Consider the following 26,386-nt stretch of genomic DNA (forward strand, 5'->3'; position numbering starts at 1 on the left):
GCGCTGCGCCCCTTTTTTGCAGCTGAGCGTGACACTGCGATGACACACCGCCGGTAGCGGCGCAATTGCCGCAACCTTTCCGGATGGCGCCGGTGGCCCTAGTGGCCCCGGCAATGCCCGCCAGCCCCTGGTTTCCGGCCGCCGGCGCGCTTGCGAGCGGACTCGCCGCCAACCCGGCATTAGGCTAGAATTTTCAGTCATGCTAGATCCTCGCGCACAAACCCTCCTCAAAACGCTGATCGAGCGCTACATCGCCGAAGGTCAGCCGGTCGGCTCGCGCACGCTGTCGCGCTTTTCCGGCCTGGAGTTGAGCCCCGCGACGATCCGCAACGTGATGTCTGACCTCGAGGAGCTGGGGCTCGTGTCCAGCCCGCACACCTCGGCGGGGCGCGTGCCCACGCCGCGCGGCTACCGCCTGTTCGTCGACACCATGCTCACCGTCGAGCCCTCGGCCGACGAGGACGCGCTCACGCGCGCGGTCAAAACCACGTTGCGCCCCGGCGAGCCGCAGAAGGTCGTGGCGGCGGCAGCCAGCGTGCTCTCGAACCTCTCGCAGTTCGCGGGCGTGGTGCTCACGCCGCGGCGCAGCCACGTGTTCAAGCAGGTCGAGTTCATGCGCCTTTCGGACAAGCGCATCCTGCTCATCATCGTGACGCCCGAAGGCGACGTGCAGAACCGCATCATGGCGACGCAGCGTGATTTCACGCTTTCCGAGCTCATCGAAGCCTCCAATTACATCAATGCGCATTTCGCGGGCCTCTCGTTCGACGAGGTGCGCCAGCGCCTGCGCGAAGAGATCGACGCGCTGCGCGGCGATATGACCACGCTGATGCACGCTGCCGTGACCGCGAGCACCGACGAAACCGACACGGGCGAAACCGTGCTCATTTCCGGCGAGCGCAACCTGCTCGAGGTGGCCGATCTATCGTCGGACATGGCGCGCTTGCGCAAGCTCTTCGACGTGTTCGACCAGAAAACGAGCCTTCTGCAACTGCTCGACGTGTCGAGCCACGCCCAGGGCGTGCAGATCTTCATTGGCGGCGAGTCGAACCTCGTGCCGATCGAGGAAATGAGCGTGGTGACCGCGCCCTACGAAGTGAACGGCAAGATCGTCGGCACGCTTGGCGTGATCGGCCCGACACGTATGGCCTACAACCGCGTGATTCCGATCGTGGATATCACCGCGCGCCTGCTTTCCCTCGCGCTCAGCCAGAACTGAGCGCGCTTTCCTTGCATTTTCCTCGCGCGTTCCGCTCGTTTCCCCCTGTGGTTCCGATCATCGCCCGAAGCGGCGCGGCGCGCCATTGGCCGAATGGCCAGCGCTGCGGTCCGGCGCGCGGCGCTGCGGCGAGCGCCTCGGGGGAACGCCGTGGGTTTGCTTCGGAGCCGGCACGGCGCATCGAAACGCGCCCGCTATAATGCGCACTTGTGCAACCCTTGCCGCGCGTTGAAGTGCGGCGTTCCTGATCGCCTATGCGTTTCGACCTGGAGCGGCCCCTGCAGTCCGCCGTCGCGCATCGTGTCGCGGTGCTGCTCATCAATCTGGGCACGCCCGACGCGCCCACGCCGCGTGCCGTGCGCCGCTATCTGGCGCAGTTCCTCTCTGATCCGCGGGTGGTCGAGATTCCCGCGCCCATCTGGCAAGTCATCCTGCGCGGACTGATCCTGCCGTTTCGCGGCCGATCGTCGGCGAAAAAATACGCGGCGGTCTGGACGCCAGAAGGCTCCCCGCTGCGCGTGCACACCCAGAAGCAGGCCGACGGCCTGCGCCATCTGCTGCATCTGAACGACTACACGGTGCTCGTGGACTACGCGATGCGTTACGGCACGCCCGACATCGCTGCGATGCTCAGTCAGCTCAAGCTCGCCGGCGCCGAGCGCATCCTGCTGGTGCCGATGTATCCGCAATATTCGGCGTCGACCACGGCCACGGCTTTCGACGCTGCGTTCGCCAAGCTGCGGCGCATGCGCAATCAGCCGGAAATCCGCACGGTGCGCGCGTATCACGACCATCCGGCCTATATCGCGGCGCTCGCGGCGCAGGTGCAACAGTACTGGCAGGCGCATGGCCGCCCCGACTTCGCGGCCGGCGACCGCCTCGTGCTGAGCTTTCACGGCGTGCCGAGCCGCACGCTCGACCTCGGCGACCCGTACCATGATCAATGCCAGCAGACGGCGGCGCTCCTCACGCATGCGCTGGAGCTCACGCCCGTGGAATGCCGCGTCACGTTTCAGTCCCGCTTCGGGCGGGCCCAGTGGTTGCAGCCCTATACCGCGCCGACGCTCAGGGAGCTCGGGCAGGGCGGCGTGCGCCGCGCCGATGTGTTCTGCCCCGGTTTCACGGCGGACTGCCTCGAGACCATCGAGGAAATCGGCATGGAGGTCCGCGACGAGTTTCTGCATGGCGGCGGCAAGGAGTTCCACCGCATTCCATGCCTGAACGCGTCGCCTGCGTGGATCGCCGCGCTTGGCGAGATCGTCGCGCAGAACCTGCAGGGCTGGCCGGTGAAGGCCATGGTCCCGGCGGGCGCGGCGGCCTGAGCGCAGTGTTCTGCATGGGGCTGATGTAACGCACCGACGCTACAAGGAAGGCACCGCAAGCCGCGATATGGCGCCAAAGTGGGCGCCAAAGTGCTGATGCAGGCCGCCAGCCCCGGCGCTCAATCAGGAAGCATCGTTATGAATTACAAGATTTCGACCGAACCCGGCGCACGCCTGCGCATCGATAAATGGCTGTGGGCCGCCCGCTTCTTCAAGACGCGTTCGCTGGCGTCGGACGCCATTGGCAAGGGCCGCGTGCGCATCGGCGGCGACATCGTGAAGGCTTCCCGGGACGTGCGCGTGGGCGATCTGGTGGAAATCGAGATCGATCACGTGCTTTGGGAAGTGCAGGTGCTCGGTATCTGCGAGGTGCGCGGGCCCGCGAGCATTGCCCAGACGCTCTACGCGGAAAGCGAGCCTAGCCGTGCACGGCGCGCGGCGGAGCAGGAGCGGCGCCGGCTTTTTCGCGAGCCGGCCGCCGTGTTGCACGGCAGGCCGACCAAGCGCGACCGGCGCACTATCGACAAACTTTCACGTGAGGATTGAAGAGGGCTTCCATCGTGGCGTGGACGCCACCGTATTCTGTCGTGTTCTCGTTCACGACGCCGGACAGGCAGATGGTGGTGGTTCCGGCGATGAGTACCAGGGCGACCACCGAGATGGCAAAGGTCAGTTTCACGGTACTCCCCAAGGGAAAGCTGCAAAACGCCCAGTACGAGGCCCACTGGCAGACCGTTGGCGAGAAACATCCGCGAACGACAGAGGCCCATTCGGTGCGGTGCCGGACTCAGGGTAAACGCGTCGTGAGCAGCACCTAATGTTAAGTCTAGGTCAGGGTTGCCCCGTACTCAATTTCATTCTTGCGGCACTGCGGTAATGGTTGTAACGACCGATTTCGGTGGCTTGACCATGTATAAAAAACCGCGCGAAGCCCTTGAAATAAGCGATCCGGCACCCAAGTGCTGTCGCAATGGACAAAGCGGTCATCGCTCCGGCGCAACGCTCGCCGGCGTGACTGACACGGCGGGCAAAACGGCTCGTGCTTTGTTCCCCTTTTTACTATTCAACGACGTTCAGCGACATGGAAAACACGCAAGAGAACCCGACGAGCCAGAACCCCACGCCCGCGGACGAGGCGTCGCAGGCCGCTGCCCAGCCGCAACAACAACCGGCTGAAGGTGCCGCGCCGGCGCCGGAAGGCGATGCGCAAGCGGCTCTCGCCGAAGCTCAAGCCAAGGTTGCCGAGCTGCAAGACGCATTCGTGCGCGCCAAGGCCGAGACGGAAAACGTCCGCCGCCGCGGGCAGGAGGACGTCGCCAAGGCGCACAAGTTCGCCATCGAGAGCTTCGCCGAGCATCTGCTGCCGGTCATGGATAGCCTCGAAGCCGCGCTAGCCCACGGCTCGGACGACCTCGCCAAGGTCAACGAAGGTGTCGAGCTTACGCTCAAGCAGCTCGTCGGCGCGCTGGAGAAAGGCAAGGTGCTCCAGATCAACCCGGTCGGCGAGAAGTTCGACCCGCATCGCCACCAGGCCATCTCGATGGTGCCTTCGGAGCAGGATGCGAACACGGTCGTTGCCGTGCTGCAAAAGGGCTATGTGATTGCCGACCGCGTGCTGCGTCCGGCGCTGGTCACGGTTTCGCAGCCGAAGTAACGCACGACGTAACACACGACGTAACGCACTTCGGGCGACCGATTTGTAATGCATTGGAAAGTTTGGGCGGTGCTGCATCGATCAACGCGCCGCCGATCAAAAAAATTTAACGAATTCATAGCCCAAAGCTCTTGAAAACGCCCTTGCGGCACACATTTGGGCAGCAGTGAATTGAAACCGAATTGAACTGAGGCGAACGCCCCCGCACCACGCGAGAAGCGGCGGAGAAGCGGCGAGCGCCCAGCGATCAAAATCTGGAGATCTGGAAAAAATGGGCAAAATCATTGGTATCGACCTCGGCACCACCAACTCGTGCGTGGCGCTGATGGAAGGCAATCAGGTCAAGGTGATCGAGAACTCGGAAGGCGCCCGCACGACGCCGTCGATCATCGCCTACATGGACGACAACGAAGTGCTGGTCGGCGCGCCGGCCAAGCGCCAGTCGGTCACCAACCCGAAGAACACGCTGTACGCGGTCAAGCGCCTGATCGGCCGCCGCTTCGACGAAAAGGAAGTGCAAAAGGACATCAACCTGATGCCCTACAAGATCGTCAAGCACGACAACGGCGACGCATGGGTCGAAGCGCACGGCAACAACCTCGCGCCGTCGCAGGTTTCGGCCGAAGTGCTGCGCAAGATGAAGAAGACCGCTGAAGACTACCTCGGCGAGCCGGTCACCGAAGCCGTGATCACGGTTCCCGCGTACTTCAACGACAGCCAGCGTCAGGCCACGAAGGACGCCGGCCGCATCGCGGGTCTGGAAGTCAAGCGCATCATCAACGAGCCGACGGCAGCCGCGCTCGCCTTCGGTCTGGACAAGGCCGAAAAGGGCGATCGCAAGATCGCCGTGTTCGACCTCGGCGGCGGCACGTTCGACATCTCGATCATCGAAATCGCGGACGTTGACGGCGAAATGCAGTTCGAAGTGCTGTCGACCAACGGCGACACGTTCCTCGGCGGCGAAGACTTCGACCAGCGCATCATCGATTACATCATCGGCGAGTTCAAGAAGGAGCAGGGCGTCGACCTCTCGAAGGACGTGCTCGCGCTGCAACGCCTGAAGGAAGCCGCTGAAAAGGCCAAGATCGAGCTCTCGTCGGGCCAGCAGACCGAAATCAACCTGCCGTACATCACGGCGGATGCCTCGGGTCCGAAGCACTTGAACCTGAAGATCACGCGCGCCAAGCTGGAAGCGCTGGTCGAAGACCTGATCGAGCGCACCATCGAGCCGTGCCGTGTGGCGATCAAGGACGCGGGCGTGAAGGTTGGCGACATCGACGACGTGATTCTCGTCGGCGGCCAGACGCGCATGCCGAAGGTGCAGGAGAAGGTCAAGGAGTTCTTCGGCAAGGATCCGCGCCGTGACGTGAACCCGGACGAAGCCGTGGCCGTCGGCGCCGCGATTCAGGGCCAGGTTCTCTCGGGCGACCGCAAGGACGTGCTGCTCCTCGACGTCACCCCGCTCTCGCTCGGTATCGAGACGCTCGGCGGCGTGATGACGAAGATGATCAACAAGAACACCACGATCCCGACGAAGCACGCGCAGGTGTACTCGACGGCCGACGACAACCAAGGCGCCGTGACGATCAAGGTGTTCCAGGGCGAGCGCGAAATGGCGGTCGGCAACAAGCTGCTGGGCGAGTTCAACCTCGAAGGCATTCCGCCCGCACCGCGTGGCGTGCCGCAGATCGAAGTGAGCTTCGACATCGACGCGAACGGCATTCTGCACGTTGGCGCGAAGGACAAGGCGACCGGCAAGGAAAACCGCATCACCATCAAGGCGAACTCGGGTCTTTCGGAAGCCGAGATCGAGAAGATGGTGAAGGACGCCGAGGCGAACGCGGAAGAAGACCACCGTCTGCGTGAGCTGGCCGACGCGCGCAACCAGGGTGATGCGCTGGTTCACAGCACGAAGAAGGCCGTGGCCGAGTACGGCGACAAGATCGATGCCTCCGAAAAGGAAAAGATCGAAGCCGCGCTGAAGGACCTCGAAGAAACGCTGAAGAACGGGTCGGCCGACAAGGCCACGATCGAGGCGAAGGTCGAGGCGCTGTCGGCAGCGTCGCAGAAGCTCGGCGAGAAGATGTACGCCGACATGCAGGCGCAGCAAGGCGCGGCGGGTGCGGCAGCAGGCGCCGCAGGTGCCGAAGCTACCGCGCAGAATGCCGCCGACGACGTGGTCGACGCCGAGTTCAAGGAAGTCAAGAAGGACTAAGTCGGTTCGTTCAGGGCCAGGGCATCCGGCGTGATTCGCGCCGGATGCCGCGAGAATCGGGCCCGGACCGAAAGGGCTGAACAGACCGAAGCACGGCCGCATCGGTTACGATGCGGGTCGGCATTGCAGCGCCTGGCGGGCCTTTTGGCTCTCCGGGCACATTTGTTTTATGGAGGCCGTTCTCTTGCAGGGGCCGCCGGGGCGTGAAAGCGCCCGCGCGCGGAGGTTCGCAAGCAACGGCAAACGGGTCACGAGATCCAGCATTCAAGAGGAGCCGGCGCGTGCCGAAAGGTGGGCGGCCGGCGTTGAACCGATATGGCGAAACGGGATTACTACGAGGTTCTGGGCGTCGCGAAGAACGCGAGCGACGACGAAATCAAGAAGGCGTATCGCAAGCTGGCGATGAAGTACCACCCCGACCGTAATCCGGACAACAAGGATGCGGAAGAGCATTTCAAAGAGGTAAAAGAAGCCTACGAGATGCTGTCGGACTCGCAAAAGCGCGCGGCTTACGACCAGTACGGCCATGCGGGCGTCGATCCAAATATGGGCGGCGCCGGTGCGCAGGGCTTCGGCGGTTTCGCGGACGCCTTCGGCGACATCTTCGGTGATATTTTCGGCCAGGCCGCAGGCGGTGGCCGCGGTGCGCGCGGCGGCCCGCAGGTGTATCGCGGCGCGGATCTGCGCTACAGCATGGAAATCACGCTGGAGCAGGCGGCGCACGGCTACGAGACGCAGATTCGCGTGCCGGGCTGGAGCGGCTGTGAGGTCTGCCACGGTTCGGGCGCGAAGCCCGGCACCAAGCCTGAAACCTGCCCGACCTGCCATGGCTCGGGTCAGGTGCGTATGTCGCAGGGCTTCTTCAGCATCCAGCAGACCTGCCCGAAGTGCCATGGCACGGGTTCCTACATTCCCGAGCCCTGCACGAACTGCCACGGCGCGGGCAAGGTGAAGGAAACCAAGACGCTCGAAGTGAAGATTCCGGCGGGCATCGACGACGGCATGCGCATCCGCTCGGCCGGCAACGGCGAGCCGGGCATCAACGGCGGGCCGTCGGGCGATCTCTACGTCGAGATCCACATCAAGCAGCATTCGGTGTTCGAGCGCGACGGCGACGACCTCCATTGCCAGATGCCGATTCCGTTCACCACGGCGGCGCTTGGCGGCGAGATCGAAGTGCCTACGCTCGCGGGCCGCGCGAGCTTCACGGTGCCCGAAGGCACGCAGTCGGGCAAGACGTTCCGCCTGCGCGGCAAGGGCATCAAGGGCCTGCGCTCGAGCATCGCCGGCGATCTGTACGTGCATGTGCAGGTCGAAACGCCGGTCAAGCTCACCGAGCAGCAACGCGACCTGCTCCAACAGTTCGAGAAGTCGCTCGTGGAAGGCGGCGCGCGCCACAGTCCGCAGAGCAAGAGCTGGTTCGATCGCGTGAAGAGCTTCTTCGATTGATGCACGGCTTTGTCCAATCGCTTCGTGCGATGTTCGTTCGGTAGCAGGCGGTAACGTCAATGGCAGTGAATCAAGGCGGTGCGACGGGTGACGTGGTTTTCGCGCTGCTCGATGACGGCGACTCGACGGCGGCCAGCCGTTCGAGCCGCCTTTACACGGGGTTCGTGCGCGAGATCGCGTGCGAGCGCGCAGCGGATCTCGACGCGGCGTGCCGCGCGTTGAACGATGAGTTGCGCAATGCCGGATCGGGTGCGGCTCTTCATGCGCTCGTGCTCGGCGACTACGAATTCGGGCGCGCGCTCGAATTCGCGAAGCGCGAAATCGAAGTTCACGACCGCGGGACTCGCGACCGTCAGACTCGCGACAACGAACAACCCGACAGCGCCTCATCCAGCAAAACGCAGCACGGCAACGCCGCGCTGCGTTTTTTATTGTTTGAACGCTGCGAGCGCCTCTCGCGCGAGGAGGCCGATGCCTGGCTTGCCGCGCATGAGGGCGGCAGCGAGACGTCGGGGCCAGCGCCGGCAGGCATTGCCGACGTGACGATGGGCGTCGACCGCGAGCGTTTCGAGCGCGACATCGGCGCGGTGCAAGATGCGCTGCGCATCGGCGACTCGTATCAGATCAACTACACGTATCGGCTGAGCTTCGAGGCGTTCGGCGCGCCGGTGGCGTTGTACCGGCGCTTGCGCGAGCGTCAGCGCGTGCGCTACGGCGCGCTTATCGCGTTGCCGGGCGACCGCTGGGTGCTCTCGTGCTCGCCGGAGCTGTTCGTCGAGAAGCAGGGCGAAACGTTGCGCGCAAGGCCGATGAAGGGCACCGCCGCGCGTTGCGCCGATGCGGCCGAGGACGCCGCAGCCGCGCAATTCCTCGCGAACGATCCCAAGAATCGCGCTGAAAACGTGATGATCGTCGACCTGCTGCGCAACGACGTGTCGCGCGTCGCGCAGACGGGTTCGGTTCGCGTGCCGGCGCTCTTCAGCGTCGAGCCCTACGCGTCTGTCTGGCAGATGACCTCCACGGTCGAGGCGAAAATGCGCCCCGGCACGACTTTCGCCGACACGATGCGCGCGCTGTTTCCGTGTGGCTCGATCACGGGCGCGCCCAAGCACCACACGATGGAATTGATCGAGGCGCTCGAGCACGGTCCGCGCGGGCTCTACACGGGCACCATCGGCTGGCTGGAGGCGCCGCGCGATGGCGAGGCCTGCGGCGACTTCTGCCTCTCGGTCGTGATCCGCACGCTCACGCTCGATGCGCCTGGCGCGGGCAATGGCGCTACACGACGCGGCGAAATGGGCGTGGGCGCGGGCATCGTGCTCGACAGTGTGGCCGCAGACGAATACGAGGAGTGCCGATTGAAAGCGCGTTTTCTCACCCAGGCTGATCCCGGCATCGAACTCTTCGAAACGATGTACGCGACGCGCGCGCAAGGCGTGCGTCACGTCGAGCGCCATCTTGCGCGGCTTGCGGCTAGCGCGGCCTGGCTCGGCTTTCCGTGCGACGTTCAAGCGTTACGCGCGCGTCTCGAACAAGCATGTGCGGCATTCGCGGACGGTGATGAAAATGCGCCACATCGCTTGCGGCTTGCGCTCGGCAAGAGCGGGGCGGCAACGCTGACCGGCGCACCGCTTGCACCGCTCGCGCGCGATACGGTCGGTGTGCTGCTCGCGCCGGATCACGGCTTCGCACCGGTCGAGTCGGCCGATGCGCTGCTGTTGCGCAAGTCGACGCGCCGCGCCGAATTCGACCGCGCATGGCGCGAGGCCGAAGCACAGGGTGGCTTCGACATGCTGTTCTTCAACGAGCGCGGCGAGCTAACCGAAGGCGGGCGCTCGAACGTGTTCGTGAAACTCGATGGGCAATGGTGGACGCCGCCGCTGGCGTCGGGGCTGTTGCCCGGCGTGATGCGCGGCGTACTGCTCGACGATGCGGCGTTTGGGGCGCGGGAGCGCGTGCTCACGCGCGAGGACGTGCTGAATGCTGAGGCGCTCATGCTCACCAATGCGCTGCGCGGAGCCGTGGCCGCGCGCCTGATCCGATAAGCTGAGCGCGCGGCAGGCGCATTGGCTTGATCGGCTTGATCGGCGCGCAGGTGAACGGCCGGGCGCAGAGCCACAGGTAGAAAACAGCGAGCAATAAAAAAGCGCGTCCCGCAAGGAACGCGCTTTTTTGCATTTCGCAGTGGCGCTATGTTCTGCTGCCCGCCGCGCGTCTTGCATGGGCGAGCAGGTATCAGAACGCGTGCTCGGGTCCGGGAAAGGTGCCTTCCTTCACGGCCTTCACATAGGCGCGCACGGCCGATTCGATATCGGGCTGTCCCGCCATGAAGTCCTTCACGAAGCGCGGACGCTTGCCAGGGAAGATGCCGAGCATGTCGTGCAGCACGAGCACCTGGCCCGAGCAATCGAGGCCCGCACCAATGCCGATCGTCGGAATGCGCAGTTGCTTCGTGACTTGCGCGCCGAGCGTCGCGGGCACCGCCTCGATCACCACGAGCTGCGCGCCTGCGGCCTCGAGCGCCAGTGCGTCGCGCACGAGCTGCTCGGCGGCCGCGTCGGTCTTGCCTTGCACCTTGAAGCCGCCGAACGCGTGCACCGATTGCGGCGTGAGGCCGATGTGCGCGCACACCGGCACCGCGCGCTCGACCAGCATCTTCACCGTGGGCGCGAGCCATTCGCCGCCCTCGATCTTCACCATCTGCGCGCCCGCGCGCATGAGCTTCACCGAATTCGCAAAGGCCTCCTCGGGCGTGCCGAACGTGCCGAACGGCAGATCGGCGATGATCAACGCCTTGGGTTGCGCGCGCGCGACGCAGGCCGTGTGATAGGCGACGTCTTCGAGTGTGACGGGCAGCGTCGTGGTATGGCCCTGGAGCACATTGCCGAGCGAGTCGCCGATCAGCACGGTATCGACGCCCGCGCGGTCGCACAGCGCCGAGAAGCTCGCGTCGTAGCACGTGAGCATCGAGATCTTCTCGCCGGCGTCGCGCATCGCCTGGAGTTTGGGCACGGTGACCGCGCTGCGGCTCGTTTCCTGCAGGTAAGTCATGGGGAATCCGTTAGGGAAAAGAAAAACCGGACGGCGCGACGCTTAGAGCGACGTGCCCTTGACGAACGATTCCTTGCGGCCGCGCATCGTTTCGATACGTTCGGCGATCAGCGCAAGGTCCGCATCGGAGTCGAGCGGGTTCAGATTCTCGACGCCGACGGTCAGCACCGGCGCACGGTCGTAATGATAGAAAAATTCGTTATAGCTGTCGCACAACGCCCGCAGGAAGGTGTCGGAGATGTGCTGCTCCGCCGCCACCGCGCGCTTCTGGATACGTGCATAGAGCGCTTCGGGGCTCGCCTGCAGATACACCACGAGGTCGGGCGCAGGGGCTTCTACACGCAAGCGCGCGGCCAGCGCCTGAAAGAGCGGCAGCTCTTCTTCGGAGAGCGTCAGGCGCGCGAACAGGTCGTTGCGCTCGGCAAGGAAGTTCGTCACGAGCGGCGTACCGGCGGCGCGCTGCGCGGCCACTTGCTGCGAGAGATGCTCGCGCTGCAACGCCACGGAGAGTTGCGCGGCCAGCGCGTGGCGCGTCGTATCGCGGTAGAAGCGTTCGAGAAACGGGTTGTCAGCGCGCGAGCCAAGCAGCGTCTGCATCGACCAGCGCTCGGCCAGCCGTGTCGCGAGCGCGGTCTTGCCCGCGCCGATCGGCCCTTCGATCGCGATGTACTGGAGCGCGGTGGGGCGTGCGGCCACCGTGGTGGTGAAAGACAGGGGCGTGCTCATCGGCAAGTGCCCGGAGCGCGCTGCGACGTGTCGGCGGAGGTGTCGTCAGCCGGTTTTCCGGTACCAGCGGCAGCACCAGCAGCGGCACCAGCGGCGGCACCAGCGGCGGCACCAGCAGCGACACCAGCACCAGCACCGGACTCGGCGAGGCACTGGCACAGTGGCTTCATTTTTTCGATGCGCTGTTCCGCGACGGCGGACAAGAAGGTGCTGACCACGCCATGGCCCGGAATGGTGAGTCCGGGATCGATCTCGGCGAGCGGCGCGAGCACGAACGCGCGGGCCGTCATGCGTGGATGCGGCACGATCAGGTCGGGCTCGTCGATCACGGCCTCGCCATATAGCAGGATGTCGATGTCGAGGGTGCGCGGCGCGTTGCGAAAGGGGCGCTCGCGGCCGAAGTGGTGCTCGATGCGATGGCACAGGCCGAGCAGCTCGCGCACCGAAAGCCGCGTGTCGAGCTTCACGACGCAGTTGAAATAGTCGTCACCGCCCGCGTCGATGGGCGCGGTGCGGTACAGACTCGATTTGGCGAGCACGGTGATGGTGTGCTGCTGAGCAAGACACACCACCGCGTCTTTCAGGGTCTGGCGCGCATCCCCCAGATTCGCGCCGATTCCCAGCCAGGCAACCGTCATGGCTTCAGTTCCTGTGTTGCGCAAAGGCATTCGATATACCTGCACGGGGCTGCGTACTGCATGGCTTCAGTCCTCGTGCGGCTCGTCGTTGCCCCCGCCGTAGGTGGATGCCGCTGCGGCGCTTTCGGCACCCGCTGCGGCTTCGCCCGTCTTGCGGTTCTTTGCGCCGCCGCGACGGCGGCGCTTGCGCGGCGCGCGCTCCTTGCTGCCGCCCTGGGCGAGCAGCGTCTCGCGTGCGGCCGGGTCGCCGCTGATGAAGTCGGTCCACCATTGGCCGACTTCGGCGTCGAGCTCGCCCGATTCGCAGCGCAGCAGGAGGAAATCATACCCCGCTCTGAATCTCGGGTGTTCCAGCAGCTTGATCGCGCTGCGGCCCCGCTTTTCGAGGCGCAGTTGCAGGCCCCAGATCTCGCGCATGTCCGACGAGTAGCGGCGATGGATCGCGAGTTTTTCCGTCTGCGCGTCGATCACGTCGTCCATTGCACGATGCAGCGCCGGCACCGGGAAATCGCCCTCGGCCGTGTATTGTTGCAGGCGCTGCTGCACGTCGTGCCACAGCAGCGTGGCGAACAGGAAGCCCGGCGAGACCGGCTTGCCCGCGCGCACGCGCGCGTCGGTGTTCGAGAGCGCGAGCGTGATGAAGCGCTCGCCTTGCGGTTGCTCGAGAATCACGTCGAGCAAGGGCAGCAGACCGTGGTGCAAGCCTTCCTTGCGCAGCCACTTGAGACACTCGAGCGCGTGACCCGAGAGCAGCAGCTTGAGCATTTCGTCGAACAGACGCGCGGCCGGCACATTGTTGATGAGGTCCGCGAGCTCCAGGATCGGCGCGCGCGTATGCTCTTCGATCTCGAAGCCGAGCTTCGCCGCGAAACGCACCACGCGCATCATGCGCACCGGGTCTTCGCGGTAGCGCGTGGCCGGGTCGCCGATCATGCGCAACAGGCGCGCGCGCATGTCGGCCATGCCGTTGTGATAGTCGAGCACCGTCTGCGTGGACGGATCGTAGTACATCGCGTTGATCGTGAAGTCGCGGCGCGTGGCGTCTTCGTGCTGCTCGCCCCAGACGTTGTCGCGCAGCACGCGGCCGCTCGCGTCCACGGCGTGGGTCTTGCGGTCGAGCTCGTCGCGGCGCAGGCGCTTCGCGGGCGCGGCGTCGGCCGGCGCAGCAGGGGCGGCCGGGGCGTCCACGAGCGCGCGGAAGGTCGAGACCTCGATGATCTCCTGGCCGAACTGCACGTGCACGATCTGGAAGCGCCGGCCGATGATGCGGGCGCGGCGGAACAGCTTCTGCACCTGGTCGGGCGTGGCGTCGGTGGCGACGTCGAAGTCCTTGGGCGCGATGCCGAGCAGCAGATCGCGCACCGCGCCGCCCACGATGAACGCGCGAAAGCCCGCTTGCTGCAGGCCATCGGTCACGCGCACGGCGTTGCGGGAGATGAGCGAGGGATCGATGCCGTGGATGTCGGCGGAGAGGACGATGGGCGTGGCCGGATCGCCGACGCCCTTGCCCGCGCGGGGCTTGGGCGTCTTCTTCGCGGTGACCGTCTTGCGGCGCGGGCGGCCAGTGGCTTCGTCTGCGGCTTCGCTGTCATGCGATGCCGCGGCCAGTGCTGTGTCGCTGTTGCCGGTAGCGGCGCCTTGCGTTGCGGAGGCGTCGTCCTGGCCGAACAGCTTGCGGATGAATTTCTTGATCACGATGCCTGGAACAAATCGAGGATGCGCCAGCCTGCTTTTTGCGCGTGGGCGCGCAGGGTGTCGTCGGGGTTGGTCGCGATCGGGTCGGTGACTTTTTCGAGCAGCGGAATGTCGTTGTGCGAGTCGCTATAGAAGTAGCTGTGCTCGAAGTCGGACCAGCGCTTGCCGAGCGAAGCAAGCCATGCCTCCACACGCAGGATCTTGCCTTCGCGGTAGCTCGGCGTGCCCGTCGGGCGGCCGGTGAAGGCCGACGCCGGATGGCCGTCGACGGTTTCGACTTCGCAGCCGATCAGCTTGTCCACGCCGAACACCTCGGCGATGGGCGCCGTGATGAACTCGTTGGTGGCCGTGACCACGCAGCAGAGATCGCCCGCTTCCTTGTGCTGTTGCACGAGTTCGACGGCGGCCGGCAGGATGGTCGGCTTGATGACCTCGTGCATGTACTGGTCGTGCCATTCCTTCAACTGCGCGCGCGAATACTTCGCGAGCGGCGTGAGCATGGCGACGAGATACGCGTGGATGTCGAGCTGGCCGGCCTTGTAGTCGGCGTAGAAGCGGTCGTTCTGCTCGGCGAAGCGCTCGGCGTCGACAATGCCGAGCTTCACCATGAAGCGGCCCCATTCGTGGTCGCTGTCGGTGGGGATCAGCGTGTGATCGAGATCGAAAAGTGCAAGATTAGCCATGGGCGCTCATTTTACTTGAAGCGGGTAAAGCCGTTGCCGGTACCGGCTGCGGCCGGCGAGGCGGGGCGCTCCGGGTGTTTCGGGTCTTCTGGGCTTTCCGGTCTTTCCGGGTTTTTCTGGCGCTGGGGCCCGGAATCGGATTGCGGTGCGTCCGGAGACGCGGAGGACGTTTCGGACGATGGCGCCGACGGCGGCGTGTTCGCCGCCGTGGGCCCGGTGGGCGGATTCGCGTGCGCAGCGCCGGGCGATGCCGGATCGGTGGACGTGGTGGAGCCGGCAGGATCGGCGACGGTCGGGGCGCTCGCGGGATCGGCGGGAGGATCGAGGTCGCCGTTGAGCTCGCCGCTCATTTCGTTGCTCACGTCGGCGTTGACCTCGCCCTGGAGCTCGGCGCCCAGTTCACGGTGGACGACGTCGCGGAATCTGGCCCCCAGTTCACCTTCGACGTTGTCGGTCGGCGGCTGGAACGGCGGGGGGCCGAGCGGCGCGCGCGGTTGCAGGGCTGGAGCCTTCGGTGCTTCGTAGGCGGCGCCGGGCGCCCCGGTGCTCGAGCCGGTGTCCGCAGCTATGGATGCGGCCGTGGGTCCAGCCGTGGATCCAGCGTGCGGGGTGTCCTGAGACGGGAACAATTCCAGTTCGACGCCGCGGGCGACGTCTTGCTCACCCGTGCCAGCAGGCGCATCGGCAAGATCCGCTGGCTTGGCAGCACTGCGGTCTTGGGCCGCGGTGCTCCCGCCTGCTTCGTCCGGAAGCGTGGCGGGTGTTGCGCCGCCGCTGCGCGGGGCGGCCGCGTTATTCTCGCCATCGGGCGTGAATGTATCGACGCCCGGCAAATCGACGCCCAGCGTATCGGCATCCGGGATATCGACGCCCGACTCATCCTCTCCCGTCGCGAGCATCGTGCGCAGCAGCGGCAGCGTCACCGCGCGCTTTTGCTCGAGCGAGAAGCGGTCGAGCGCGTCGAGCAGGCGCATGAGGCTCGGCATGTCGCGCCGGAAGTGCGTGAGCAGGTAGGCGGGCACGTCGTCGGCGAGATTGATGCCGCGCTCGCGTGCCGCCTGCTTGAGCACGGCGGCCTTGCCGGCGTCCGAGAGCGGCGTGAGGTGGAACACGAGGCCCCAGCCGAGGCGCGTGCGCAGGTCCTCGCGCACCGCGAGACCCATCGGCGGCGCGTTGCCAGTGGCGACGAGCGCCGTGTTCGGGTGCGAGCGCACCTCGTTAAAGAGATTGAACAGGGCGATCTGCTGGGCGCCCGAGAGCGAGTCGCAGTCGTCGACGGCGTAAATCGGCACGCGCGGATCGAACGTGAAAGCGGCGAGACCGCTCTTCGGCCCGATATAGCGCACGCGGCCGGGCGGCGTCTCGAACGCGAGCGCGTGCAGCAGGTGCGAGCGGCCGTTGCCGGGCTCCCCCCAGATGTAGAACGTGCGGTCGACCTTCGGGTCGACGGCCGCGCTCGCGGCGAGCGCGGCGTCGAGCCCGCGCAGCCGCGCGACCAGCTCCGCATTGGCGCCGGTGTGGAAGTTGTCGAAGGTCGATGGCGGCGGGGTGCCGAGATCGAGCGTTAGCTGTCGCTGCACGGTGTGTCTGGCCGAAGGTCTGTCAGTTCCTGTGGCGCGCGGCCCACACGAAGGCCCCGCGCCGATATCGCTTGAAAATAGGTATGTTCGGCGACAAAACGTGGTCTCCGGTTGGCGGGCCCGCTCCGCTACTACCAAAATACTCGCGCATACCCACGTGCGGGGCGGCAGCGAGGCGCCATCAATCGGTTAAAATCGCATTTTACCGACCTTCTGCCTCTTCCCCATGAATCAACCGAAATCCGGCCCCGCTAATCAGGAGCAAGGGCTCTCCTACCGCGACGCAGGCGTGGACATCGACGCGGGCGACGCGCTCGTCGACCGCATCAAGCCCTTTGCGAAGAAGACCCTGCGCGACGGCGTGATGGGCGGCATCGGCGGATTCGGTGCGCTCTTCGAAGTGCCGAAAAAGTACAAGGAGCCCGTGCTCGTCTCGGGCACCGACGGCGTGGGCACCAAGCTGCGCCTCGCGTTTCATCTGAACAAACACGATACGGTTGGCCAGGATCTCGTCGCGATGAGCGTAAACGACATCCTCGTGCAGGGCGCCGAGCCGCTGTTCTTCCTCGACTACTTCGCATGCGGCAAGCTGGACGTCGATACGGCGGCCACGGTCGTCAAGGGCATCGCGCAGGGCTGCGAGCTTTCGGGCTGCGCGCTGATCGGCGGCGAAACGGCGGAAATGCCGGGCATGTACCCCGATGGCGAATACGACCTGGCCGGCTTCGCGGTTGGCGCGGTGGAGAAGAGCAAGATCATCGACGGCAGCACGATCGTCCCCGGCGACGTGGTGCTGGGCCTGGCTTCCAGCGGCATCCATTCGAACGGCTTCTCGCTCGTGCGCAAGATCATCGAGCGCGCGAATCCGGACATGAACGCCGACTTCGACGGCCGCTCGCTCGCTGACGCGCTCATGGCGCCCACGCGCATCTACGTGAAGCCGCTGCTCAAGCTGATGGAAACCATCACCGTGAAGGGCATGGCGCACATCACCGGCGGCGGTCTGGTGGAGAACATTCCGCGCGTGCTGCGCGAAGGGCTCACGGCCGAGCTGAATCATGCGGCATGGCCGCTGCCGCCGCTGTTCTCGTGGCTGCAAAAGCATGGCGGCGTGGCCGATGCGGAAATGCACCGCGTGTTCAACTGCGGTATCGGCATGGCCGTGATCGTGGCGGCGGATCAGGCCGATGCGGCGGCTTCGCTGCTGGCTGCTGCGGGTGAGCAGGTCTGGAAGATTGGTGTGGTGCGTGAGAGCAAGGAAGGCGAGGCGCAGACGGTGGTGGTCTAAGCGGCTTGCACCATAAGCACCATAAGAAATGGCCAGCGCAACGCTGGCCATTTTTGTTTGTAGCGTGCGCGCCTTGCCCCGCGCGCTGATTTACATTCAGGCGCTTGCTAGCAGATGCAGCGCGGCGCGGTCCCGTATGCGGATCGCCCGGCCTTCCCGCTTGACGATGCCGCGCTTTTCGAGCGATGAGATCACGCGCGAGACCGTCTCGCGGCTTACCTTCGCCATGGCCGCGATCGTGCTCTGATTGGGCAGTTCGACGAGAGAGAGATCGCCCGATACTCGTTCGCCGATGGTCGCCTCGATCACGGCGGACACGCGTGCGCCGGCGCGCGACTGGCTGCGTGCGCTGCGCGACGCAGCGAGACCCATATAGCGCCTCGCCATCAGACTGTTCAGTGCACGCGCGACGTCGGGGTCATTGAGTAGCTGACGCGCGTGCGCACGGTCGAGGAGGCCAACCACACTGTCCTTGGCCGCAGCCAGGTTGGCCCACACCGGCACGCGGTTGAGGATTGAAATTTCTCCCGCGCATTCGCGGCAATGGACGACGCTCACCGGGATCTCGATTCCATCCTCGGAGTACGTCGATACGCGCAACTGGCCTTCGAGGAGAAAGACGAGCGGCGCCTGCGCATCCCCCTGAAAGCAGATGTATTCGCCCTCCTTGACGCTTGCAACCTTGGTGAATTTGGCTGCAAGATCAACGACTTCGTCTCGTGCATTGCAAAGCAGAATCTGGTGTTTCAATACTTCGTAGTTGGCATTCATTTCCTATGGCATCGAAAATCGCTAGCTAAGTGCATGAGCATTCGCTGGCTTTTTCGTGCTCCCCTCGGATGGTCCGATTATTTTATTTGGTCAACATTCTGATTGGCACAACTATGTAATATTTGGTGGCTCTGGGTTTAGATTTGGCTCCTCGGGTATTGTTCGGCTCGGTCTTTTCGGGTGCTGTGTCGATTAAATGGGGGTGAATTTAATGTGACAAACGCATTACAGTTTGATCGGCGGCCAGATGTTGTTGAGCATGAGCATTGGCTCATGCACCCACATTTCCCCCAAAAAACTTGCAAGCATATGGTCGCCATACTGCCCACGAATTCCAGCGCCCAATTTCTGCTTGCCTCCCTGGTCTTAGGGCGGCGTTCCAACGGTACATCTGAAATCTTGCTGGTTCTTATCTTCAATGACCGGCGAATGCCATCTCCTGCAACGGGATAAATATAGCAGGTCGAAGAAATTTCTTCAGCCGTCTAATCTGTCGATTGAGATGAAAAAATAGCTGCCAGGCAGTTGATGATTTCTGCACCTTTGCAAGGTTTTTGTGACGATAACGTTTGCGAAGTTGAAAAACGACATGTTTTGTTGCGGTTACAACGACATCGACTCGTGGAAGCAGGGCAAACGTTTGCGATAAATTTAGATCATCACCTAATGTGCATTGCATGGAGGCTGTGGTTTGCGTGACGAACGGCTCACAGGCTGTTGTGGCAATTGTGATGGCCGTCACAGAATTACCTATTCGCGCCGTTTAGAATGGGCGGCCCCCTATGGGGCAGCCATGTAACACCCGAGCAGCAAGCCGTCGGTCCCATTAAACCGGGGTTGACGGCCCATCTCCCTGGCCTCTGCCTGTCTGCCGTTCGGCAACCGATTAGTTATCCTGCGCGTCAAGACGGCAACATAAATGCGTCGCAAGGAATTTTCGGTTTTGTGCGTGCGATCACATTTTGCCTTATTCACACATCTGACAATTCAGCCTCGTTCCGGCTCGTCCGGGGCTGGCATTGTCGATCGCTACTTGGATTGGCTTGCCTTGATTGGCGCCCGCATTGCGGCGCCGAGACATTAATCGGCAATAACAGACCTTTTTGGGGTGTTCAAACATGGCTGCTGCAGACTATTACGCTCAGGTACAACAAGCCTACATCGCCTACTACGGCCGTCCGGCCGATCCGGCTGGCCTGATTTACTGGGCGAACCAGCTCAACCAGGCTGGTGGCAACCTGAACTCGATCATCAATGCGTTCGGCAACTCGGCTGAGTCGACTGCGCTGTACAGCAGCGGCAACCTGTACGCCGAAGTCAACCAGATCTATCAAACGCTGTTCGGCCGCGCAGCAGATGTCACCGGTGCGAACTTCTACGTTCAGGGCATCCAGACCGGCCAGTTCACGCTCGCCTCGGTCGCGCTGAACATCTACAACGGCGCACAGGGTACGGACGCAACGGAGCTGGCAGCCAAGCTGGGCTACGCACAAGCCTTCACGAACGCACTGGCGCAGAACGTGTCGGAAGCTGCTGCCTACTCGGGCAACACGGCCGCGAACAACGCACGCGCGGCACTGCAAGGCGTGATCGACACGACTTCGGAACAGACGGCCATCAACAACCTGCCGACGACGCTCGCGTCCATCGGTGGCACCCCGGTTGGCCAGACGGTTACGCTCACTACTGGTGTGGATAACGTCACGCTGACGGGCAACAACAACGTCGTCAACGGCATTATTGGCAATGCTTCCGGCGGCACGGCTACTGCAGTGTCGACCTTCACGCCGCTGGACAGCATCACCGCAGCGAAGGGCAGCACGGGCAACGTGTTTAATCTCGCGGTGACGACGGCTGCCGGTGCTGCGGCTTCTGACCTCCCGGCCGGCGTTACGGTTTCGGGTGTGCAGACGGTCAACCTGGCAGATGCTGGTGCTACGGGTGTCGATAATTTCTCGAGCTGGACAGGGCTGACCCAGTTGAACGTGACCGAAGTTGGCGGCGCGCAAGGCATCACGGCTGCCGGCACGACGAACGTTTCGCTGACGGATGCTGCCGCAGCCGCTGCCGCCATCAACGTGCAGGGCGGTGCAAACGTCGCTGTCACGGCTAATGGCGTGACGACTGCTGGCGTCACCGGTGTCATTAATGTCGGTACCACCGCCGCAGTGACCGGCACGGTTACTGTCACGGAAAACATGCTGGCGACCCAAACGGGTGCCGCTACCGCTGACGCTATCAACGTCAAGGGCGGCACGACCGTGACCGTCACGGCCAACCTGACCGAAGCAGCGGGCGCGGGCAATACCGTGACGGGCGGCGCGATTGGTGTAACGGGGACGTCGGCAACGACGACCGTAACGGTCAACCAGACGGCTGACGCCGCCGCTTCAGCTGCGGTCGCTGCCACGGCTGGTTCGGCAGGAGCAACGTTGGTTACGGCTGCTCCGGGCGTGACCGGCGTGGCCGCTGCAGCCGCAACGGCCGCAACCGCCGCAAAGGCAGCGGTCGCAGGGGTAGTTGACGGCGCCGTGACCGTGACCGATGCCAACTACGGCACGACGAATGCCAACACCATTACGTCGGTGTCCCTCAGCAACTATGGTGGCGGCGCTGCCGGCACGTACGCGGTTGGTGCAACTACTTCGGTCATTAACGACAATGCACTGGCGAACCTCTCGCTGAGTGGTACGGCCGGTACATTGGCCATCGACAACAATACGACCAGCACGACCAGCGGCGCAGTGGGTACGCCGGGCACCAACTCGTCACTGAACCTGACGCTGAACGGACTGTCGGCTCCGACGGTTGCGGCCGGTGTTGTGACGTCGGCAACGGGTGGTAACAACACCATCACCGACATCAACAATGAAATCAAGACGTTGAACGTGATTACGGCCGGCGCTGATTCGACCCTCACTGCTTTCGCTGATACCGGATTGACGACGTTGAACGTGTCGGGCACGAACGTGTTGAAGCTGGGCGCAATCAACGGCAGCCTGACCGCCTTGAATGTCAGTGGTGCAGCGGGCTTCAACGACGGTGGCGTGGCAGCTGGAAGCGGTCTGGCGGCACGTGGTGCGGCCCTGGCCATCACCGACACGTCGAGCGGCAAGTTCACGGCTGTGCTGGATGCGACGACGCAATCGTTCACCGGCTCGACGGGCCAGGACGTCATCACGATTGACGACCGTGCCACTGCTACCGCCTTCAAGGCTATTGCAGCAGGTTCCGCTACCAACAATGAACTCATTTTGGACGGCGGTGCATTTGGCTTGACCGCAGCTCAAGCAGCTAAGTTGACTGGTTTCCAAACGGTCGGCGTGACGTCGAGCGTGACCGGCACGATTGACATGAGCGTGTTGAACCCTAACGCGAGCTCGTTGGACATCGTCGGCTCCACTGGTATCACGTTCAACAAGGTCGCGAAGGGTGCTTCGGTTTCCATCGATGCAAACACGACCGGAACCGTTGCGGTGAATTACGCAGATGCGACGGGTGCGTCGGATTCGACCACCCTGACCATCGGCGCAGCTACGAACAAGGCGGCAATCACCGCTTTTGGTCTGAGCTTGGCTGATGCAAACGGCGTGGGCGTGGGCACCGTGAATATCGTCAGCAACGACGTTGCGTATGACCCGGCCACCAACACGGGCAATACGATTACGACGTTGACGGATAACGGTCTGTCGACGCTGAACGTGAGCGGCACGGGCGCACTGACCATCACGAACCTGACGGAAAGCACGACTCAGGCGACGTCGTTCACATTGAACAACACCGACAGCGGCGTTGGCGGTCTGTCCATCGGAACATTCACGGATGCCAACCTCGGTAACCTGACGTTCACGGGTTCGGGCAACACGTCGATTTCGACTCTCGTCGACAACGCTTCGGTGCTGAACGTCGCGAACAGTGGTACTGGCGTTGTTAGCATCGGCACGTTGACTGATTCGCTGACAAGCCTGACGCTGAACGGTAACGTGGCTCTGGGTCAAGTGGGCACGACCGCTGCTGAAAAGAGCATGGGCCTGCAAGATGCGTTCGCTAACGGCGTTACCATCTCGGGTGCTAGCGATAACGCGCACGTCACGGTGAATCTGACGACCGGTGCCGCTGCTACGTTCACGGACAGCATCACGCTTGGCAACGGTAACAACTATGTTATCGATGCGTCGACCGCAGGCAAGGTGAACGTCACCGTGGGTACGGGTTCGAACCTGATTGATTTGTCAGCAGGTGGCACGGCTGCGACCTACTCGGCAAACGTCACGCTGGGTGCGCACTCGGCTGCTACCGGCTCGGATTCGATTCTGACCGGCGTCGTTACCGCAGGTGCAGTTGCTCCGAATACGGTTATCAACGGTGCTGTTGCCGGCGACATCATCACCCTGAAGGACGCTGCGTTCGCGTCGGTTGGCCAGGTCACGGCTGCGCAACAAACGTCGATTAGCGCGGCAGCGAACCTGGCGGCTGCAGTCGCCGCTGCGGACAACGGTCTGGCTTCGCACGCTGCTGTTGCGTTCCAGTATGGTGGCAACACCTACGTCGTTGAGAACAGCGGTGCTGGCGCTGGTACGGGTACTCTGGCCGCTGGCGATACGCTCATCCAGCTGACGGGTGCTCATACCGTCGGTTCGACGATTACCGCTGGTCACTTCGCTCTGACGGCCTAAGTCGTAAGGTTTGTAGAGTTGTAGCGATTGAACCCCGTCCCTCACAAGGGGGCGGGTTTTTGTTTTTGGCTTACTTGGATAACCAAGCAAAGCTTTCCGGCCGTTTTCCGGCCCTCTCCACTGTGCCGGCGATGCCATGACCCCCATGGATACCGTTGGTATCCCTGTTATCGCCGTTCGACAGGTCAATCAGGCTGTGGCCCGTTCCGACAGTCACGTTGACGGTGCCATTCGAATCACCATCGACGACATCGCGTAGCAAATCGCTTACGAGATCGAAACCTGAGCGATGCAGCAAGGCAGCAACTCACAAACGTGCCGGTCACCGACGCTGAAATCCAGCGCCTGCAAGCTCAACTGGACATTGCGACGACCGCGCGCGTAACTTACGCACAGGTGTTGAAGGTCGAGCTGCCGCATGCTATTTCGCACTGATCTCTTGCGACCGCTGTCGTGCCCAAGGTGCGCGACGCAATCGGGTATGGGCCGCATGCATGCGAATGCTGACCGCGAGGTTCTGGCCGTTTATGCGAAATATCTATGCTGGATTTAAATCGTTCCGCGTGCCGCGCGTCAATCAAGGTGAGAGCAGCGCGTCAATCAGGATGAAAGTGCAGGCGTGGCGGCAGCGGTGAAGGGCGTAGCGCGGAACCGCTGCCGCCACGCCGCGCCGAGGAGCCCCCGTCATTGGAGAGCCTTGTCGGTGGTCGCGGTAGCTCGGGTATGAACTGAGTATTCCGTGTCAAGGGAGGCGCAGTGCCTGAACGACACATCAACGACCATCAGATGAGGCTCTACATGAAGTACAGACTCAAGGAAGGACCCGCTCAGGCGGCTGCGCGCGCCGGTACCGATACACTGTTTGCACGCGTGGTCAAGGTGTTCGGGGTAGGGAAGCCCCATCTGCGAACCTGTTTGCCAATCGGCACTCGACTCGAATGAAGGTGCTTGGCTGCCGCATGGCGGCTAAACAAGGGACGCCTCGTTTGGACAAACGGCGAGCAGGCGGTGAGCGTGGGGCTCAGTCCTGAACGGATACGCGAACTGAACGCAAAGCTGATGGCAGAGATCACCGAGAAAGAAAGAGTCTTGCAGTACCGGCAAACGCGTATCGACCAGCTTACGGACGAATTCTCGGTCATCAAGCAGCAGTTCGGCATCGCAGTGAGCAACTTAACAAGGAGCAACTGAGCAGTCCCACATTAGAGTTTTTCTAAATTATTGGGGATGTGATTTTTATCACTGCGCCTAGATAACGTTTTTCTGATAATCACTTCCGCCAATACCTCCCGAGTCTCGGCCCTCGGAAAATGCTTGGGAGTTTTGCGCCGGGCTTAGGCTCGGCTTTTTTTCGCCTGGAGCATAAACGCGCGTTGCGTCTAACTACGCCTGAGACCGGGCTGGCCTGGCGTGGCCTTTAGCTGCGCAGAGCGGCAATTCCGAAGAGTGTCACCAGCAGGGCAGCGCTAATGACGGCAATAGAAATGAGCGCGCGTCCGATGGCGCTCCATCTGCGAGCCGGGTTGCGCTTCGTGTTCCGTGCCTGTCGGGCGAGCTCACGGATTTCGCGTTTTGACAGCGTCTTCATTGCGGCGATGTGGCTTTCGAAGCAAGTCGGCGGTCTCCTGAGTCGTTTGCACGCACTAAAGCCGCAAACAGAATTTCATCCGGTCTGACGCGCCGCTGATCGGCATGCCGATGAGAGATGCGTGACTCAGCGGGATAAGCGCATGAGCCGCGCCAAAGAAAGGCTACGGTTTGCCATCTTGGGGGGCATGCGACACGCCGGTCGCGAGTTGCTGAAGGGCGGCAGGGTTCGTGACGATAATCTGGTGCCCTTGCTTGATGATGATATTGCGGCGTGCAAGCGACGAGAGCACGCGCGTGACGGTTTCGCGACTGACTTCAGCAACGGCGGCCAGCGAGGCATGGGTCGGGATGCCGAATGGCTTCGCAGGGTCCGCACCCGAGTCAATGAACATCGCATAGATGATTGCGCACACCCTGGCGGTCGCTCGCGGGGTTCCTATGGCCGTCTGGTTCTCAACGGTGCCCTTAATCAGCCTCGCGAACATCGCGTTGACTTCGCGGGCTACACCCGGTTCGGAGAACAACCGGCGTGCATCGGCGCGATTGATCAGCGCGACGGTACTCGCCTTAACGGCGACAATGCTTTTCATGCTTGGAGCGCCATGAATGATGGATGCGGCTCCTGTCGCATCCCCGGCGTTGAGCAGGTGAAGCGCAATTTCGCGGCCGTCCTCGGTAAGAAGGCAGGTGCGCAGCTGGCCGGAGAGCAAGATGACCAACGGCGACGCTCTATCGCCTTGACGGACCAGATAATCATCAGCTTTGACCTTCACCACACGAGACGAATTGCGGGCAAGCTCAATCGTGCTGTTATCGCTTGATTTAAACAGAAATTGCTGTCTCAAACATTCTTCGAGATTGTAGTCAGCGCTCATTTTTGTTCAGGCACGTCGCGTGACGCGCTAATCGTCGATGATCAATCAGTTGCACGGACTCCGGGATGCGCCCGTTCATAGGGTTTTATTGGCGCTGATGCATTCAGATAAATTGAATGTTAGGAAAAAAATGTCCGCAGGTTGCGAAATTTTGCTCTGCATTTACGTGCGCGCGAGCACAGACGACCCGTGGAATTTTCTACCTGGAGGGCGCGTGATGCGTGCTATCGCAACGATCGACACGCCAGAATCGCAAGGAGCGCCCGCAAGGCGGAAGTCCTGCGTTGGCGTGGCGAAGAAGAAACTGTGGATGTGAAGGCTGGCCCGAGCGGGCCGCTGAGACGGCAAAAGAGTGGTGCCCATGGGCAGGATCGAACTGCCGACCTCTCCCTTACCAAGGGAGTGCTCTACCACTGAGCCACATGGGCAGATGATGAGTGCTGGAGCGGGAGACGAGTCTCGAACTCGCGACCTCAACCTTGGCAAGGTTGCGCTCTACCAACTGAGCTACTCCCGCATCTCTGGCTCCCCGACCTGGGCTCGAACCAGGGACCTACGGATTAACAGTCCGGCGCTCTACCGACTGAGCTATCGGGGATCAGAAGGAGCAGAATTCTACATCACGGTTCGTGGATTTTTGTGATCGCGATCACAATTTCATTGAAATATATTCCTCGGCCTTTGCACGGTAGTCGTTGCGCGCGTAGTGGCAAAAGTGATCGTTGTCACTGCGCCGGGTTGAGAGCTTCGAGATAATCGATGATGTCAACGCCTCCCGGGTCCCCCGCGATCTCAAGTCGCCCTCGGGAGGTTTCGCGCCGGGCTTCTGCCCGGCTTTTTTTGTGCGCCGAGCATGCGCAACAGCTTGGGGGTGAGAGTCCCCTGCCCAGCCAGATGGGGCGAAGGGCTAGTGAAACGCAAGGGCGTCGTCGCGAGGCGGGGTCTGAAGGAAGC

The 26,386-nt window shown here is 63.0% G+C and carries 21 protein-coding genes, 3 tRNA genes and 1 pseudogene; 11 read left to right on the forward strand and 14 right to left on the reverse strand.

The genetic code is table 11. The features are described 5' to 3' along the window. Positions 1-199 precede the first annotated feature (199 nt). The 3 genes from hrcA (at position 200) to L5014_RS14215 (ending at position 3,087) form a co-directional block, all read left to right on the forward strand. Entirely contained in the window at positions 200-1,219 is a 1,020-nt protein-coding gene (gene hrcA, locus L5014_RS14205) for a heat-inducible transcriptional repressor HrcA (protein ID WP_238464373.1), read from the forward strand. A gap of 254 nt (positions 1,220-1,473) precedes the next feature. Continuing rightward, the gene (gene hemH / locus L5014_RS14210; RefSeq protein ID WP_238464374.1) at positions 1,474-2,541 is read left to right on the forward strand and encodes a ferrochelatase; all 1,068 of its coding nucleotides are present in this window, start codon (positions 1,474-1,476) and stop codon (positions 2,539-2,541) included. A gap of 138 nt (positions 2,542-2,679) precedes the next feature. After that, positions 2,680-3,087: an RNA-binding S4 domain-containing protein gene (locus tag L5014_RS14215; protein WP_238464375.1), complete on the forward strand. Its 408-nt coding sequence runs from the start codon at positions 2,680-2,682 to the stop codon at positions 3,085-3,087. On the opposite strand, the gene L5014_RS14220 is transcribed toward L5014_RS14215, so the two are convergent. Beyond that, positions 3,059-3,220: a hypothetical protein gene (locus tag L5014_RS14220; RefSeq protein WP_238464376.1), complete on the reverse strand. Its 162-nt coding sequence runs from the start codon at positions 3,218-3,220 to the stop codon at positions 3,059-3,061. The two genes, L5014_RS14215 and L5014_RS14220, sit on opposite strands and share 29 nt — an antisense overlap. A gap of 402 nt (positions 3,221-3,622) precedes the next feature. Here L5014_RS14220 and grpE point away from each other — a divergent pair, with 402 nt between their 5' ends. The 4 genes from grpE (at position 3,623) to pabB (ending at position 9,904) form a co-directional block, all read left to right on the forward strand. Beyond that, the gene (gene grpE / locus L5014_RS14225) at positions 3,623-4,195 is read left to right on the forward strand and encodes a nucleotide exchange factor GrpE (protein ID WP_238464377.1); all 573 of its coding nucleotides are present in this window, start codon (positions 3,623-3,625) and stop codon (positions 4,193-4,195) included. 271 nt (positions 4,196-4,466) lie between these two features. Continuing rightward, entirely contained in the window at positions 4,467-6,410 is a 1,944-nt protein-coding gene (gene dnaK, locus L5014_RS14230; protein WP_238464378.1) for a molecular chaperone DnaK, read from the forward strand. Between the two features lie 315 nt (positions 6,411-6,725). Further along, positions 6,726-7,859 carry a molecular chaperone DnaJ gene (gene dnaJ, locus L5014_RS14235; RefSeq protein ID WP_238464379.1) on the forward strand — a complete coding sequence of 378 codons (1,134 nt, stop codon included), beginning with the start codon at positions 6,726-6,728 and terminating at the stop codon, positions 7,857-7,859. Between the two features lie 59 nt (positions 7,860-7,918). Beyond that, positions 7,919-9,904, forward strand: coding sequence for an aminodeoxychorismate synthase component I (gene pabB, locus L5014_RS14240; RefSeq protein ID WP_238464380.1), 1,986 nt, complete (start codon positions 7,919-7,921; stop codon positions 9,902-9,904). A 190-nt stretch (positions 9,905-10,094) separates the two neighbouring features. Here pabB and panB read toward each other — a convergent pair whose 3' ends face one another. The 6 genes and pseudogenes from panB to hda form a co-directional block, all read right to left on the reverse strand. Continuing rightward, a complete protein-coding gene (gene panB, locus L5014_RS14245; protein ID WP_238464381.1) occupies positions 10,095-10,910 on the reverse strand; it encodes a 3-methyl-2-oxobutanoate hydroxymethyltransferase in 816 nt (271 codons plus the stop codon). A gap of 42 nt (positions 10,911-10,952) precedes the next feature. Next, positions 10,953-11,636, reverse strand: coding sequence for a deoxynucleoside kinase (locus L5014_RS14250; RefSeq protein ID WP_238464382.1), 684 nt, complete (start codon positions 11,634-11,636; stop codon positions 10,953-10,955). Continuing rightward, complete coding sequence (gene folK / locus L5014_RS14255) at positions 11,633-12,274, reverse strand: 2-amino-4-hydroxy-6-hydroxymethyldihydropteridine diphosphokinase (protein WP_238464383.1); 642 nt, start codon at positions 12,272-12,274, stop codon at positions 11,633-11,635. The genes L5014_RS14250 and folK overlap by 4 nt, the downstream gene beginning before the upstream one ends. 66 nt (positions 12,275-12,340) lie before the next feature. Continuing rightward, positions 12,341-13,969 (reverse strand): polynucleotide adenylyltransferase PcnB, encoded by a 1,629-nt coding sequence (pcnB, locus tag L5014_RS14260; RefSeq protein ID WP_238464384.1) that lies wholly within the window; start codon positions 13,967-13,969, stop codon positions 12,341-12,343. Further along, on the reverse strand, positions 13,966-14,652 hold the full coding sequence (locus L5014_RS14265) for a histidinol-phosphatase (RefSeq protein WP_238464385.1): 687 nt from the start codon (positions 14,650-14,652) through the stop codon (positions 13,966-13,968). The genes pcnB and L5014_RS14265 overlap by 4 nt, the downstream gene beginning before the upstream one ends. Before the next feature lie 881 nt (positions 14,653-15,533). Beyond that, positions 15,534-16,232 (reverse strand): annotated as a pseudogene (hda, locus tag L5014_RS14270) (DnaA regulatory inactivator Hda); the annotation flags it as partial. A gap of 226 nt (positions 16,233-16,458) precedes the next feature. Here hda and purM point away from each other — a divergent pair. After that, positions 16,459-17,520 carry a phosphoribosylformylglycinamidine cyclo-ligase gene (gene purM, locus L5014_RS14275; RefSeq protein WP_238464386.1) on the forward strand — a complete coding sequence of 354 codons (1,062 nt, stop codon included), beginning with the start codon at positions 16,459-16,461 and terminating at the stop codon, positions 17,518-17,520. A gap of 96 nt (positions 17,521-17,616) precedes the next feature. Here purM and L5014_RS14280 read toward each other — a convergent pair whose 3' ends face one another. Further along, complete coding sequence (locus L5014_RS14280; RefSeq protein WP_238464387.1) at positions 17,617-18,291, reverse strand: Crp/Fnr family transcriptional regulator; 675 nt, start codon at positions 18,289-18,291, stop codon at positions 17,617-17,619. A gap of 415 nt (positions 18,292-18,706) precedes the next feature. Beyond that, a complete protein-coding gene (locus L5014_RS14285) occupies positions 18,707-19,033 on the reverse strand; it encodes a hypothetical protein (protein ID WP_238464388.1) in 327 nt (108 codons plus the stop codon). Positions 19,034-19,409: 376 nt separating this feature from the next. Here L5014_RS14285 and L5014_RS14290 point away from each other — a divergent pair, with 376 nt between their 5' ends. Beyond that, positions 19,410-22,967 carry a hypothetical protein gene (locus tag L5014_RS14290; RefSeq protein WP_238464389.1) on the forward strand — a complete coding sequence of 1,186 codons (3,558 nt, stop codon included), beginning with the start codon at positions 19,410-19,412 and terminating at the stop codon, positions 22,965-22,967. Positions 22,968-23,037: 70 nt separating this feature from the next. Here the strand turns inward: L5014_RS14290 and L5014_RS14295 are convergent, their stop codons facing one another. Further along, positions 23,038-23,265: a hypothetical protein gene (locus L5014_RS14295; RefSeq protein WP_238464390.1), complete on the reverse strand. Its 228-nt coding sequence runs from the start codon at positions 23,263-23,265 to the stop codon at positions 23,038-23,040. Positions 23,266-23,282: 17 nt separating this feature from the next. Between L5014_RS14295 and L5014_RS14300 the strand changes: the two genes are divergently transcribed. Both L5014_RS14300 and L5014_RS14305 read left to right on the forward strand, forming a co-directional pair. Then, positions 23,283-23,402 (forward strand): DUF6447 family protein, encoded by a 120-nt coding sequence (locus L5014_RS14300; protein ID WP_238464391.1) that lies wholly within the window; start codon positions 23,283-23,285, stop codon positions 23,400-23,402. Between the two features lie 513 nt (positions 23,403-23,915). Next, entirely contained in the window at positions 23,916-24,158 is a 243-nt protein-coding gene (locus L5014_RS14305) for a hypothetical protein (protein WP_238464392.1), read from the forward strand. Positions 24,159-24,718: 560 nt separating this feature from the next. On the opposite strand, the gene L5014_RS14310 is transcribed toward L5014_RS14305, so the two are convergent. The 4 genes from L5014_RS14310 to L5014_RS14325 form a co-directional block, all read right to left on the reverse strand. Then, a complete protein-coding gene (locus L5014_RS14310; protein WP_238464393.1) occupies positions 24,719-25,432 on the reverse strand; it encodes a Crp/Fnr family transcriptional regulator in 714 nt (237 codons plus the stop codon). A gap of 353 nt (positions 25,433-25,785) precedes the next feature. Next, positions 25,786-25,860, reverse strand: a tRNA-Thr gene (locus tag L5014_RS14315). A gap of 13 nt (positions 25,861-25,873) precedes the next feature. After that, positions 25,874-25,949: transfer RNA gene (locus tag L5014_RS14320), tRNA-Gly, on the reverse strand. A gap of 5 nt (positions 25,950-25,954) precedes the next feature. Next, positions 25,955-26,030 (reverse strand) — tRNA-Asn (locus L5014_RS14325). Positions 26,031-26,386: the final 356 nt, after the last annotated feature.

The organism is Paraburkholderia tagetis, assembly GCF_022213065.1.
Lineage (GTDB): Bacteria > Pseudomonadota > Gammaproteobacteria > Burkholderiales > Burkholderiaceae > Paraburkholderia > Paraburkholderia tagetis.

Excerpts from the sequence above, each read along its gene's own strand:
- hrcA (WP_238464373.1), top strand. The coding sequence starts at position 200 with ATGCTAGATCCTCGCGCACAAACCCTCCTCAAAACGCTGATCGAGCGC.
- hemH (WP_238464374.1), top strand. The coding sequence starts at position 1,474 with ATGCGTTTCGACCTGGAGCGGCCCCTGCAGTCCGCCGTCGCGCATCGT.
- L5014_RS14215 (WP_238464375.1), top strand. The coding sequence starts at position 2,680 with ATGAATTACAAGATTTCGACCGAACCCGGCGCACGCCTGCGCATCGAT.
- grpE (WP_238464377.1), top strand. The coding sequence starts at position 3,623 with ATGGAAAACACGCAAGAGAACCCGACGAGCCAGAACCCCACGCCCGCG.
- dnaK (WP_238464378.1), top strand. The coding sequence starts at position 4,467 with ATGGGCAAAATCATTGGTATCGACCTCGGCACCACCAACTCGTGCGTG.
- dnaJ (WP_238464379.1), top strand. The coding sequence starts at position 6,726 with ATGGCGAAACGGGATTACTACGAGGTTCTGGGCGTCGCGAAGAACGCG.
- pabB (WP_238464380.1), top strand. The coding sequence starts at position 7,919 with ATGGCAGTGAATCAAGGCGGTGCGACGGGTGACGTGGTTTTCGCGCTG.
- panB (WP_238464381.1), bottom strand. The coding sequence starts at position 10,910 with ATGACTTACCTGCAGGAAACGAGCCGCAGCGCGGTCACCGTGCCCAAA.
- L5014_RS14250 (WP_238464382.1), bottom strand. The coding sequence starts at position 11,636 with ATGAGCACGCCCCTGTCTTTCACCACCACGGTGGCCGCACGCCCCACC.
- folK (WP_238464383.1), bottom strand. The coding sequence starts at position 12,274 with ATGACGGTTGCCTGGCTGGGAATCGGCGCGAATCTGGGGGATGCGCGC.
- L5014_RS14265 (WP_238464385.1), bottom strand. The coding sequence starts at position 14,652 with ATGGCTAATCTTGCACTTTTCGATCTCGATCACACGCTGATCCCCACC.
- purM (WP_238464386.1), top strand. The coding sequence starts at position 16,459 with ATGAATCAACCGAAATCCGGCCCCGCTAATCAGGAGCAAGGGCTCTCC.
- L5014_RS14280 (WP_238464387.1), bottom strand. The coding sequence starts at position 18,291 with ATGAATGCCAACTACGAAGTATTGAAACACCAGATTCTGCTTTGCAAT.
- L5014_RS14290 (WP_238464389.1), top strand. The coding sequence starts at position 19,410 with ATGGCTGCTGCAGACTATTACGCTCAGGTACAACAAGCCTACATCGCC.
- L5014_RS14310 (WP_238464393.1), bottom strand. The coding sequence starts at position 25,432 with ATGAGCGCTGACTACAATCTCGAAGAATGTTTGAGACAGCAATTTCTG.